The sequence below is a fragment of the Bacteroidota bacterium genome (assembly GCA_018831055.1).
In the GTDB taxonomy this organism is placed as follows: domain Bacteria; phylum Bacteroidota; class Bacteroidia; order Bacteroidales; family B18-G4; genus M55B132.
In genome coordinates this window covers 1-12,552 of sequence record JAHJRE010000055.1, presented here as the reverse complement: position 1 = coordinate 12,552, position 12,552 = coordinate 1, and the positions used below count along the sequence as shown (strand labels likewise).

Below are 12,552 nucleotides of genomic sequence, written 5' to 3'. Positions count from 1 at the left end.
GGCTGTGATCTTATTGTAATAATTTTTAACCTGATCCATATTGTAGGCCACCCAGGCGTCATAATACTTACCCTTGACAAGCACCGGGTAGGTAAATTCATCCTGAATTTTTTCCAACTCACCGGGTTGGAAAATATTTATGCTTGCCGGAACATTGAATCCGTATTTCTCACCAAACCTGGGTAAATTCATTTTATGCCTATCCTCAAACTGCTGCATGGTAGGCAGGAAGGTCCGGATACCCATAGAAGCGAGTTTTTGCTCCAAACGAATGTAAGGATATAACTCCGCATCGAAATTAGGAATGATCATTTGCAGATTTTCCTTTTCATGGATATATGACAGCCTTTCCAACAATGGCTCCGTGCCGCTGGATGGATAGGGGACCTGGTAAGTATGATCAACGAGTTGATGCATATATATACCCGGCTCAAGGGCTTCATAGGATAACCCAATGATCCTTACATCAAACGAAGACGCTTCCCTCAAAGCCCGGATAACGGAAACACCCGGCCCCGGACTGTCGATAGCATTCAAGGCAGTGACGGCAATGGTTAGTCTGGGCTTATTCATGATCCACTAGCAGTTGAAAACGTTGTAACATCGCCATAAAATCATTGTAATCCTTCTCAAGGGTTATATTGTCAACATGGTATCGTTCCTTGACAGACCGAAGTATCTCATTTTTTTCTTTTCCCTCTTTAATCATACCAAGCATTTCAACCGCCATTGGATTAGCTGTGTAGGATTCTCCGGTTTCAGGGTTGAAAATGAAACCGGAATCGCTGATCGCTACATTCTTTTTTATTTTCATGGTATTCATCATTGTATAAAACTATGCTTAAATTCGCATGCAAACATAACGTGGTATCTTCATATGAAGTTTACAAGATTTAAGGAAAGTTTTATAAGATTATAAGATTGCCTTGAAAGCACTCAGGAAAAATAATTCAAGGAAAGCGTTACCCGACTTCATGAAAGGCCTGGCTGTTATTTTTATGGTAATGGTGCATGTTTTGGAGCTTTTTACAACAACAGAGTTTCAGGGAACGACTTTCGGGAAGGTCGTTTTCTTCCTGGGAGGACCACCTGCAGCCCCTGTTTTCATGCTTATTATGGGATATTTTGTTGCGTTATCCGGGAAAAGTCTTAGTAAACACATATTTAGAGGAGTTTCCCTGATCTTTTTAGGACTATTGCTGAATACTGGACTTAATTTTCACTTGCTCATCAAAGTATTCCTGGGACAAATACAGGTAAATCCGCTGGAATATATTTTTGGCGCTGATATTTTATTCGTTGCAGGATTAAGCATTATTCTTCTGTCGCTGACAAAACAGATCGTTGGAACCCGTTGGGTTCCTTTTCTGATTCTGGCCTTCATTATCGTGTTTATCTCTCCATATCTTCAGGATTTGTCATCCGGATGGAAATATTTACAGGCATTTCTCTGGGGAGAATACTCATGGTCGTACTTTCCGATATTTCCCTGGGCGGGTTATGCTTTTGCAGGTTATGCCTCGGCAGGATTTACGAGATTAAGTTACTTTAAAACTGTAAAAACAAAAACTTCCCTGTTAGTCTTTGTCGTTACCACCCTGGGCATTATTCTGTCTCTACCCTATGCTTCCAGGATCACTGCCAATCTCCCGCTATTTTACCATCACTCCTGGACATTTTTTATATGGACACTTATATTTACGGGTTGGTGGACTGTAATCCTGCAATTTATTCAAATCAGATTGCCTGATAATCCTGTGGTATTATTCCTGCAATGGACCGGCAGAAATGTTACGGCATTTTATGTATTCCAGTGGCTGATCATAGGGAATATAGCCACAGCTTTGTATCAAACTCAAGGATTTTTTGGATGGCTGGCCGGGATTTTAGTAGTTTTATTGTGTTCAACAGTATTAACGAAGGTATATTTAGGCATCAAACAAAATAAAAATCACCGGGTCAATTATTGATCTCAACCAATCTTTCATTCCTCGCTTTTTGCTTTTTCCGATTTCAGGTAATAAGCTCCCTTGATAACGATTCTGGCGTTCCCGGGCAATCCTCCGGGAATTGTGACCTGTGTGTATCCATCCTCCTCAAAGCCGGTGACTATATTTGCCTCCGTGAATGATACCACTGTGTCAGTCTCCCATTCAGGAAGTGTATGAAAAATATAGTAACGACTGTTTCCATCAAAAAGAATGGCTTCGGAAGGAAGAGCCGGAAGAGTTTCTTCGCTGGTATGTATGCTTGTGGACACAAACATTCCAGGAACAAGTCCAATCTTTTTATTTCCAAAACCTGCCAGCACTTTAACAACTCTTGCATCCGTCCTGACGGATGATGCAATACTTTTTACAAAACCCTCATATTCTGACATTCCCTGATCACTGGTTTGAAAAGTCACTCGCTGTCCGGGTTTAACTTTCATGATATCCTTCTCGAAAACCATGATTTCAATATAAAGATCTGCTGTGTTGTAAACTTTAAATAACACATCAGACGGCTCAAGGTATTTACCGGCATTTAAATTTACTTCCTCAACAATGCCTTGAACAGGACTTTTTATTTTTATTATACCACTAATATTTTCACGGGAAATGGTTGTGGGATCAACACCCATTAATCCAAGCTTTTCCGCAAGAGCACTTCGCAAGATCAATGCATCTTCATATATGGCTTCTGCTTCCTGATATTTCTTTTCCGAAGCGGCATTTTCTTCCTTCAAAGCCTTCTGCCGTAAATAATCTTGTTCAAGTAATTCAAGGCGACTTCCTGCAAGCAGATACTCCTGCTGTAATCCAAGAAAGTCGAATGATTGAATGGTTGCAAGCACTTGTCCTGCCTTTACTTCATCCCCAAGACCAACCATGATTTCCCGGACCGTACCCGGAACGGACGTCACAATATCGGCTTCCATTTCCGGAGGTACTACAATCTCTCCTCTGGCATTTACATCGGATGATAACAGACGCGATTCAATTTTACCAAATTGGATTCCTGCATGTTCAATTTGTGATATTGAAAGAGTAACCATACTACCATTCGCTTGTTCCGGAATGCTTTGATCCTGAACTGGGTTGTTGCTACTGCATGCAATCATTAGCGGAATGATCACAATAATCAGATAAATCTTAGTTTTCATTTAATGAAGGTATAATTAAATTGGTTTCACCGGTAAGTTCATACATTTCAAGAACAGAGAGATTGTATTGTTCCATTGCATCAAGATAATCAAGCTGGATTTGCATCGCCTCTCCAGTCATCTGAACAAACTCCGTATAATCGATCTCCCCCTGTTCAAAGCTGATGAGAGCATTATCCTCGAGTGTTTTAGCTTGCAGAAGAGCAATTTCTTCGTAATATTTCAACATTGCTTTCCTTTGTTTAATCGACTCGCTTATCCTGTAATATTCACCCGACAGCCTTATTTTTTCCAACATAAGGTGATTTTCAGAGATCTGACGGTCAATTTTCGCAGCCTGAATCTTTCCTGATCCGCTCCAAAACCAAACCGGCAAAGAAACTCCTACCATCCAGCCCTGAAATCCCTGAACCCGGTCAATGGATTGATTGAAATAACCAAGGGAAATATCAGGAAACATGCCTGCCGTCTGGTTTCGAATATCTGCCTGTTTTAAATTTACCTGCTGCCGGAAGTAATCAATGAGCGGGCTTTCAGCAACATCCTTTTCACCGGGTTCCGGAAGCATCAAATAATTGCCTGAAGCAGCTTCTATATTCTTTTGTATGCCTGTCAGGAGACGCAGATCATTTTCTGCAATAATATACCCGGATTTTGCTTCAAGCAGCTTGTTCCTGACCTGTCCAGCCTTGCTATCAGCCATAAGCTTTGCAAGATGATTTTCCTCTCCTTGTTCATACTTCATTTTCATCACATCCTTGAATTCTTTATACAGACTATCCTGGTTTAATAATATCCTCCGACTTTCTGCTGACTTTATCCATCTGAGATAAGACCATGTAACCCGGATTATGATCTCATTCCTGGAGAGCCTGTATTCAGTTTCCCTGAGCAATTCCTGTTCTTTTTGCACACGGTAAGCACTTGAATAAACAGTTGGGAAACGGAATGATTGTGCTATTGAAATATTATAATCTTTTGCATCCGAATTGATCTGACCTTGTTCAAGCATAAATTCAGGTTGAGGAATATCAATAGCGCTTTTTCGCAATTTCGCTTCCATTTCCCGTTCAAGATCAGCGTTTTTTAATTCAAGATTATTTTCCAGGGCAGTTTGTACTGCATTTTCCAGACTAAGAGCCATAGGTTTATCCTGGGCAATCAAAAAAGCCGGGAATGACATAAGGATGAAGAGAGAAAGGGCTTTAGCAGGGGTTTTAATTTTAGCACGTGAACCCATCTTGCTAAATAAAATGTAAATAACCGGAAGAACCACCAAAGTTAATATGGTAGCCGTGATAAGGCCTCCTATTACCACGGTCGCCAGGGGTTTTTGCACTTCTGCGCCCGGAGCGGTAGATAATGCCATGGGGACAAAACCCAAAGCAGCCACCGAGGCAGTCATGATAACAGGCCTCAACCTGGTCCTTGTGCCCTGTCTGACTCTTTCATAAATATCTTTTACACCGGATTTTTCAAGCTCATTGTAATAGGAAAGCAATACTATGCCATTAAGCACTGCAACCCCGAACAGAGCAATAAAACCTACTCCTGCGGATATGCTGAAGGGCATACCCCGCAGCCATAATGCCCAGATACCACCAACTGCTGCAAGAGGAATGGCAGAATATATCATAAGCGCCTGTTTGAGAGAATAAAATGTAAAATATAAAAGAACCAGGATAACGATTAATGACACCGGTACAGCAATACTGGAAGTCCGCTTGGCTTCTTTCAGGTTTTCAAATTGCCCTCCAAAGGTGATATAATATCCTGGCGGAAGCTGAAGCATTTGAGATAAATTATTATCTACCTCGTTAATAAATGATTCTACATCCCTTTCCCTAACGTTGATCCCGATAGTAATCCTGCGCTTAGTGTCATCACGCGATATTTGCATGGGTCCGTCTTTAATTTCCAGATCCGCCACCTGGCTAAGTAAAATCAGTTCTCCTGAGGGGCTGTTAACCCTGAGGTTTTCAATCGCATGAAGGTTATTACGGCATTCTTCGCACAGCCTGAGTACCAGATCAAACCGACGCTCTCCTTCGTAAACTACCCCAGCCGGTTCTCCACCGAAAGCAATACGGATTATGCGGTTTATATCTTCCACATTCAAACCATATTGCGCCAATTTGTCCCTTTTATACCTGATTATGAGTTGTGGAAGGCCCACAATCTGTTCAACCCTGACATCTCCTGCACCCCTGATATTGCTTATGACAGCAGCCGCTTCATTGGCTTTTTCATAAAGCAAATTCAGGTCTTCTCCGTAAATTTTTACAGCTACATCCGACTTAACCCCAGTCATTAACTCATTAAACCGAAGCTGAATTGGCTGGGTGAACTCGAAGGAAACCCCCGGTAAAACAGAAAGTTTCTCTTTCATCATTTCCACCAGTTGAACTCTTGTTTTGGCTGAAGTCCATTCTTCACGAGGCTTCATCACTATCATAATATCAGCATCTTCCACTGCCATTGGATCGGTAGGCACCTCGGCAGTTCCAATTTTTGATACTACTTCTTTGACTTCCGGGAAATTATCCAGGATAATTCTCTCAGCTTTTGTAGATGTGGCTATACTTTCTGACAAGGATGATCCGGGTGCCAGCGTCATTTGGGCTGCAAGATCTCCTTCTTCCAATGTAGGGATGAATTCTCCGCCCATCCTGCTGAACAGGAAAAAGCTTGCACCCAGTAATGCCAGAACCATAGCCAGGACCAACCATTTATGACGCAAAGAATAATCCAGCACCGGTGCATGTGCCTTATGAAGGGAATGAATGATCTTATCGGCAAAACTCTCCTTGTGAGATATCTTCTTACTAAGAAAGATGGAAGCCATAACAGGCACATACGTAAGGGAAAGTATCAGTGCCCCTACCAAAGCGAAAATTACAGTCTGAGCCATTGGCTTGAACATTTTCCCTTCAATGCCGGTGAAAGCCAGAATCGGAATGTATACGATCAGAATGATCAATACACCGAAAACGGCCGACTTGCTGACTCTGCTCCCTGCAATGTAAATGTTTTTATCTATTTCCTCCTGCGACAATTTGCCCTTTAAACTGCCACGATGTATCTGGTATACAATCCCTTCTATCACAATCACGGAACCATCCACGATCAAACCGAAATCGATAGCACCAAGACTCATCAGGTTAGCACTGACACCGAAAAGATTCATCATGGAAAAAGCAAATAGCATGGATAATGGAATAACGGATGCAACAATGAGTCCGGCCCTGTAATTTCCTAATAATAGGATCAGGATGAAAATAACAATCAGCCCCCCTTCGATCAGGTTTTTACTTACTGTGTTAATTGTTTTGGAAATCATTTGGCTCCTGTCGAGGTAGGCATGAAGGGTTATTCCTTCCGGCAGGGTTTTCTTTACCTGTTCAATACGCGCTTTTACCTCTTTAATTATACTTGCCGAATTACCGCCTTTCAGCATAAGTGTGATCCCACCCACAGCTTCACCCTTACCATCCTTGGTCATGGCGCCAAACCTCGGTGGATGGCTTATGTTAACCTCAGCAACGTCTTTGATAAGTATGGGAATTCCATCAATTACCTTAATAACAATGTTTTCTATATCTTCTTCATTTTGTATAATACCTTCAGCCCTGATATAAAGAGCTTCCTGTCCTTTTTCAATGTATCCACCTCCGGTATTCTCATTGTTTTTCTCCAAAGCTTCAAAAATCTCAGTAATAGTCAGATTCTTCCCTACAAGCGTGCGGGGCTTTACTGTTACCTCATACTGCTTCAAGTAACCTCCAAAACTGCTGATCTCAACAATACCGGGAATACCCGACAACTGCCTTTTTATGATCCAATCCTGAATTGTCCTTATTTCAAGAGGAGTATAAATATCTTCATAGCCCGGTAAGGGTTCAATCACATATTGGTATATCTCGCCCAGCCCGGTGGTAATGGGCATCATTTCAGGAGTCCCATAGCCCTCAGGAATATTGCTTTCAGCTATTTTAATCTGCTCGCTGACTAATTGCCTGGCAAGATAAGGATCAACACGGTCCTTGAAAACGATAGTGACAACCGACAATCCAAAACGTGAAATTGACCTGATTTCTGTAACATCCTGGATATTTGCCATGGCAATCTCCACAGGAAAAGTTATGAACTGCTCAACTTCCTGCGGTGCCAAAGAGGGAGCAACTGTGATTACCTGAACCTGGTTGTTCGTGATATCCGGGACAGCATCAATGGGCAATATTGTAAAATTATATCCGCCCCAGGCAATCAGTCCAAGCGTTAGAATGCCAATAATGAGGCGATTATTTAATGAAAAGGAGATAATTTTATTGATCATAATTAACCGGCTTAAACGATTCAAACAAAACACTTAGCCATTTAGTTCATCAACAGGCCTTCTGTATCGCGCAGGATCCTTTTTGAATTCACTTACAGAAACCCCCGTGACATTTTTAAACTGCGTTGAAAGATACTGTACACTGCTGTATCCCATTATATATGCAATCTCACTCAAAGTAAGCTCCCCGGATATAATCAGCTCTTTGGCTTTCTCTATTTTCTGAATAATGATGTATTTTTCGAGGGTAATCCCAACATGCTTTGAAAACAAAGATGATATATGCTGATAAGATAGGTTGAATTTCTCAACCAGAAAATCTGAATTTCTTACCATGCTGTTAAAAGTGGAGTGGTGAACCAGATCGATCACTGCCAGCTTAATTTGTTCTGTCAAACGCGATTCATTGTCATTTACCGGATCGAACCCGTTTTCATGCAAGACTTGCAGTATCCTGGCTTCATCAATATTTTCCGGGTCAAAAGAGATCCTGATCTCGCCCATTCTCAGACTCTCTATTGTAACACCTATCTGCTCCATTAAAATTTTTAAAAGACGACTGCAGCAGGTGCAAATCATATTTTTCAGATAATACTCCCTGTATACAACTTTATTACGTTCGGGATCCTGAGTCATAAAGTGCTTTTGAGATGATTTAAAATTTAGAACCAGTCTAAATTTCTGAAATTTAGCAATTTAACATTCAAATACCTGTATATTTGAATTAACAATTATCTCAAAATTATGAAAAAAATTGTGTTATCCCTATTATTAATATTTCTTACTATTCTTATACTTTCGTATTTACCAGGATGCAAGCACAATCCCGAAGAAATAGTCACACCAGAGAACGGTGGTGGTGGTGATACGATCGTCTGTGATACTTTGAATGTAACTTACCCGGGGTCTGTGGTACCGATTTTTGAAAAATATTGCACAGGATGCCATAGTGGGTCAACACCTCAGGCAGGGATAGACCTGACCAATTATGACGATGTAACTGCTATCGTTCAAAGCGGTCAGCTAATTGGATCGATAAACCATATCCCTCCATTTTCCCCGATGCCCAAAGATCAACCCAAACTGGCTGTTTGTCTGATCCGTACCATCGAAATATGGGTAAATGATACAACCTTTCCTTCACCCGGCCATCCATGTGATCCCGATACAATTTATTTTGAAAAGGATCTGCTTCCTATCCTGCAATCGAACTGTGCCAAACCCGATTGCCATGATGCTATAACAGCCCAGGATGGCGTGCGTCTGACCGACTATAATTCTGTTATGCAAACAGGTGACGTTCAGCCTTTTGACCCGGGAAACAGCGAAATTTATGAGGTTGTGATCGAAACGGACCCTGATAAGAGAATGCCTCCACCGCCCGGTAGCCCATTAACCCAGGAACAGATAAATATAATCCTGAAATGGATAAACCAGGGAGCACAAAACCTGTTCTGCGATGAGGAAGAATGTGATACCCTGAATGTCACATACACGAGCATTATCGGACCGATGATCAATAAATTCTGCGTAGGGTGCCACAATAATAACAACCCCCTTGGCGGAATTACTCTTGAAGGCTACAATAATCTGGTTACGGTTGCCAATAACGGCAGTTTACTGGGTGTCATTCGGTGGGAAAGCGGATTTCCTCAAATGCCCAAAAACGGAAATAAACTATCAGATTGTCAGATTCGTCAAACAGAAATTTGGATTGAAAATGGAACACCCAATGATTAAAAGGAACATTTTATTGCAATTAACATTAATGGCAGCATTCGCAATGGTTTTCATGCCAGGATGCTACTATGATAACGAAGAGGAATTATATCCGGATGCAGGTGCTTGTGATACAAGCAATGTAACCTATTCCGGAAAGGTAAAACCCATCATCGACCAGTATTGCATTTCCTGTCACAGCGGCGGAGCGCCTCAAGGAAATGTTTCCCTGGAAGGTTATGCAAATACTGCAGCAGCAGGTCAAAAACCTGCAGGAACCTACGGGAGCCTTTATGGTGTGATCAGCCATGCCTCCGGTAACTCCCCCATGCCGAAAAACCAACCGAAGATGCAGGAGTGTAAAATTCTGCAGATAAAGAAATGGATTGATGAAGGAACAAAGGAGAATTGATCGAAGATCGAAGATCGAAGATCGAAGATCGAAGATCGGAGATCGGCCCAGTTTTTCACCGGGGCAGGTATCTGGGATCTAAAATTTATATACAAAACACATAATCATTATGATAAAAACATTTTCACTTTTAGTATTAAGCATGTTGCTTTCCATAGGGATTTATGCCCAGGATGACCTTATGGATCTTTTCGGGGATGAACCACAGACAACCGATTATGCCTATGCAACTTTTAAAACTACACGGATATGTAATGGGCAATCGATTGAGAATCCTGCAAACGGCAACCTGATCTTTATCATATCGCATCACTTCGGACGGATCAATACAGGATGGTATGAATGGTTCGGGCTGGACCAGGCAACCATCCGTTTTGGCTTCGAATATGGAATAAATGACTGGCTTGCCGTTGGGTTCGGCAGGAATTCATTGTACAAGACTTTCGATGGATTCACCAAAATCAAATTGCTCAGGCAAAGTACCGGAAAGAGGGTTATGCCAATATCCGTTTCCTACTTTGGAAATGTTGCCATTACCTCGCTGAAATGGGCTGATCCTGATCGAAAAAATTACTTTACCTCCCGTATGCAATATGTGAATCAGTTACTTATAGCAAGAAAATTCAGCAGTTGGTTATCAATTCAGTTGACTCCAACATTTATACACCGAAACCTGGTTGAAACGAAAGAGGATCAGAATGACGTCTTTGCTGTTGGGGCCGGTGGCAGGGTTAAGCTGACCAACCGTTTATCATTAAATTCCGAGTATTTCTATCTCTTGCCTGGTCAAACAGCCGACGATTATTACAACTCGTTCACCATTGGTTTTGACATTGAAACCGGGGGCCATGTATTTCAGATCTATGCCACTAATTCGCAAGGACTGATCGAAGAAGCTTTTATCGCAGAAACAACTGGTTCCTGGGGGAAGGGTGACATTCACATTGGGTTTAATATTACCAGGACCTTTGCGATCAAAAAACCAAAAAGTTTAAAGAGTATTGAGAACAATTAATGCCCGGTAGCAGGATTCAGGCTCCAGGTTTCAGGTAGCAAGTTTCAGGCTACAGGGAGGAGCAGACAGCTATATTTGTCAGGGTGAGTAAACATGAACGCTTGATTGTGCCGAAGGCAGGTAATTAATACCGAACCAGCAAATCAGCAGGGCAACAAAAGCCAGCGATAATATCCATAGAGATGTTCTGACCATTTTACGCTTGTTGATACGAAAATGAATATATAGCAAATAGACCAGCCAGGTAATAAATGCCCATGTTTCCTTTGGGTCCCAGGTCCAGTAATGGCCCCAGGCTTCTTTAGCCCAAAGAGCCCCGAACAGAAGTCCGAAAGTCAGGAAAGCAAAACCTATATAAACCATATTATCGGCAATCCACAATGATTTTTCAACAGAGTTCCCTTTTGAAAGCAGGTACAATCCTTTGATCCCGATCAGTGATGAGACAGCGAGAAGGGCATATCCGATAATGTAAACTATCACGTGAGGGATAAACCAGGGGCTTTGCAAAGCAGGCATCAGGGTCTTGTCAAAAGTATCCGGCTTGAAATAGTTGATAAACAGGAAGACAATGGCCATGGTCAGAGCATAACCAAGCATCCATTTCATTTTCCAGCGATAGTAAATCACAAGGCCAATTACCGCGGTAAAAATAGCATACCAAAGCCGGGTTTCTGCCAATGTCCTGAAAGGAGGCCTTTCCAGGCTATCCCAAAGCAATCCTGCAAAAACGACAATAACTGCTGTGCCGGAAAGTAAAAGGAAATCCCTTAATATTCCTGCAGTTTTACCTTTACCGGAAAAGCTGATAATGATCCCGGCCAACCAAAGCAGGGTGGCAGCATAAACAAAATAAGGGTATTGTATCCAGGTCATAATATTATTCAGGTTTTTTAGATCTTCCCATCCAAACCAGGTATAGAGAACCTGTAAGTATCATGAAAATTCCGGTATATACAACAGGAAGCCAGGGATCCTTAACCAGCTCCAATATGCTGAGGGTCGACCATTTTCCCATCCTCTCGTTATAACCAACCTGGTATATCTTCCATCCTTTAAATTTAACAGGTTTATTCACCTCCACCAGAAATTCCTCATAATGTTCCATCGACTCATATATCCTGATCTTTGAACTGTATTTTTTAGGTCCAGGCTGAAGCATGGCGAGTGATACTTCATCATTCAGGTTCATGTAGGCAGGAGGCATTCTGAAACTTCCGCTTGATACCCAGCCCAGGACGGTATCCCGCGTTTCACTGTTCATGGCCAGGATGAGGGCTGAAGGGGCGGATCCTGCTGTAGTATCAGGACTGTATCGTAGCGAATCCCTGCGTGAATCTGTGTAATAACTTACCACAAAAAGCTTCCATTCATTGAGTTGCCCTTCGGAACCTTCTTCCACCTCAAAGAGTTTATCGCCTTTCTTCATCATTAACGTCCCATCGCTGTTTCTCATCAGACCTAGTCTTGGAGGATACTCCTCAATGTCGAAATCAATCAGTTTCACAGCAAAAGGCAAACGATAAGCATTATTGCCTGCATCATAGGCAGTAAAGGAGACTCCTTGTTCCTGGACCGGAAGGCTCAATCTCCAAAGATCGGCCGAACCCAGGGAAGCGGAAACTACCACAACCCATAAACCACCATGATTGAGAAAAAAAGCAAGGTTTTTAATACTAAAAGGCAAAAAGCGCCGGATAATAGTAAACCCAAGTACCACCAAAAGAAACAAAGAACTCAGTAAATAGGCCCAGCTTCGGGTAACATGATTCAGCCCGGTTGAAAGAAGGAATCCTGAAGCATCAGCATCTTTCTGAGGAATGAAACCCATGAGCAGTACTAGAATCGTAAAAACACTGATAGAAGCGATCGCAGCAGGAGTGCTGCTCAGCCATTTAACCGCAGGGTGTTTGACAAAACGGTAT

At 42.0% G+C, this 12,552-nt stretch carries 11 protein-coding genes; 4 read left to right on the top strand and 7 right to left on the bottom strand.

Going from position 1 to position 12,552, the window contains the following annotated elements; genetic code table 11:
- Both KKA81_03385 and KKA81_03380 read right to left on the bottom strand, forming a co-directional pair.
- The coding region (locus KKA81_03385; protein ID MBU2649953.1) for a biotin carboxylase at positions 1-573 on the bottom strand (573 nt) is incomplete at its 3' end.
- Positions 566-814 (bottom strand): PqqD family protein, encoded by a 249-nt coding sequence (locus KKA81_03380; protein ID MBU2649952.1) that lies wholly within the window; start codon positions 812-814, stop codon positions 566-568. The genes KKA81_03380 and KKA81_03385, both read right to left, overlap by 8 nt.
- 112 nt (positions 815-926) lie before the next feature.
- Here KKA81_03380 and KKA81_03375 point away from each other — a divergent pair, with 112 nt between their 5' ends.
- The gene (locus tag KKA81_03375) at positions 927-1,970 is read left to right on the top strand and encodes a DUF1624 domain-containing protein (protein MBU2649951.1); all 1,044 of its coding nucleotides are present in this window, start codon (positions 927-929) and stop codon (positions 1,968-1,970) included.
- A gap of 14 nt (positions 1,971-1,984) precedes the next feature.
- On the opposite strand, the gene KKA81_03370 is transcribed toward KKA81_03375, so the two are convergent.
- Genes KKA81_03370 through KKA81_03360 form a run of 3 tightly spaced genes read right to left on the bottom strand, consistent with a single transcriptional unit; the run spans position 1,985 to position 8,021 of the window.
- Positions 1,985-3,145, bottom strand: coding sequence for an efflux RND transporter periplasmic adaptor subunit (locus tag KKA81_03370; protein MBU2649950.1), 1,161 nt, complete (start codon positions 3,143-3,145; stop codon positions 1,985-1,987).
- Entirely contained in the window at positions 3,135-7,481 is a 4,347-nt protein-coding gene (locus tag KKA81_03365) for a CusA/CzcA family heavy metal efflux RND transporter (protein MBU2649949.1), read from the bottom strand. The genes KKA81_03370 and KKA81_03365 overlap by 11 nt, the downstream gene beginning before the upstream one ends.
- Positions 7,482-7,514: 33 nt before the next feature.
- Positions 7,515-8,021 carry a helix-turn-helix transcriptional regulator gene (locus KKA81_03360; GenBank protein MBU2649948.1) on the bottom strand — a complete coding sequence of 169 codons (507 nt, stop codon included), beginning with the start codon at positions 8,019-8,021 and terminating at the stop codon, positions 7,515-7,517.
- 204 nt (positions 8,022-8,225) lie between these two features.
- On the opposite strand from KKA81_03360, the gene KKA81_03355 reads away from it, so the two are divergent.
- The 3 genes from KKA81_03355 to KKA81_03345 all read left to right on the top strand — a co-directional run bounded on the left by KKA81_03355 (position 8,226) and on the right by KKA81_03345 (position 10,627).
- Entirely contained in the window at positions 8,226-9,221 is a 996-nt protein-coding gene (locus tag KKA81_03355; protein MBU2649947.1) for a hypothetical protein, read from the top strand.
- A 28-nt stretch (positions 9,222-9,249) separates the two neighbouring features.
- Positions 9,250-9,612: a hypothetical protein gene (locus KKA81_03350; protein ID MBU2649946.1), complete on the top strand. Its 363-nt coding sequence runs from the start codon at positions 9,250-9,252 to the stop codon at positions 9,610-9,612.
- A gap of 109 nt (positions 9,613-9,721) precedes the next feature.
- Positions 9,722-10,627: a hypothetical protein gene (locus KKA81_03345; GenBank protein ID MBU2649945.1), complete on the top strand. Its 906-nt coding sequence runs from the start codon at positions 9,722-9,724 to the stop codon at positions 10,625-10,627.
- A gap of 78 nt (positions 10,628-10,705) precedes the next feature.
- Here the strand turns inward: KKA81_03345 and ccsA are convergent, their stop codons facing one another.
- Both ccsA and KKA81_03335 read right to left on the bottom strand, forming a co-directional pair.
- On the bottom strand, positions 10,706-11,503 hold the full coding sequence (gene ccsA / locus KKA81_03340) for a cytochrome c biogenesis protein CcsA (GenBank protein MBU2649944.1): 798 nt from the start codon (positions 11,501-11,503) through the stop codon (positions 10,706-10,708).
- A 4-nt stretch (positions 11,504-11,507) separates the two neighbouring features.
- Positions 11,508-12,552, bottom strand: a 1,045-nt coding sequence (locus KKA81_03335; GenBank protein MBU2649943.1) for a cytochrome c biogenesis protein ResB, incomplete at its 5' end; no start/stop codon positions are given.

What these genes read in the sequence shown, in the direction of transcription:
- KKA81_03350 (MBU2649946.1), top strand. Translation starts at nt 9,250, where the DNA reads ATGGCAGCATTCGCAATGGTTTTCATGCCAGGATGCTACTATGATAAC.
- KKA81_03360 (MBU2649948.1), bottom strand. Translation starts at nt 8,021, where the DNA reads ATGGAGCAGATAGGTGTTACAATAGAGAGTCTGAGAATGGGCGAGATC.
- KKA81_03380 (MBU2649952.1), bottom strand. Translation starts at nt 814, where the DNA reads ATGAAAATAAAAAAGAATGTAGCGATCAGCGATTCCGGTTTCATTTTC.
- KKA81_03370 (MBU2649950.1), bottom strand. Translation starts at nt 3,145, where the DNA reads ATGAAAACTAAGATTTATCTGATTATTGTGATCATTCCGCTAATGATT.
- KKA81_03345 (MBU2649945.1), top strand. Translation starts at nt 9,722, where the DNA reads ATGATAAAAACATTTTCACTTTTAGTATTAAGCATGTTGCTTTCCATA.
- KKA81_03365 (MBU2649949.1), bottom strand. Translation starts at nt 7,481, where the DNA reads ATGATCAATAAAATTATCTCCTTTTCATTAAATAATCGCCTCATTATT.
- ccsA (MBU2649944.1), bottom strand. Translation starts at nt 11,503, where the DNA reads ATGACCTGGATACAATACCCTTATTTTGTTTATGCTGCCACCCTGCTT.
- KKA81_03355 (MBU2649947.1), top strand. Translation starts at nt 8,226, where the DNA reads ATGAAAAAAATTGTGTTATCCCTATTATTAATATTTCTTACTATTCTT.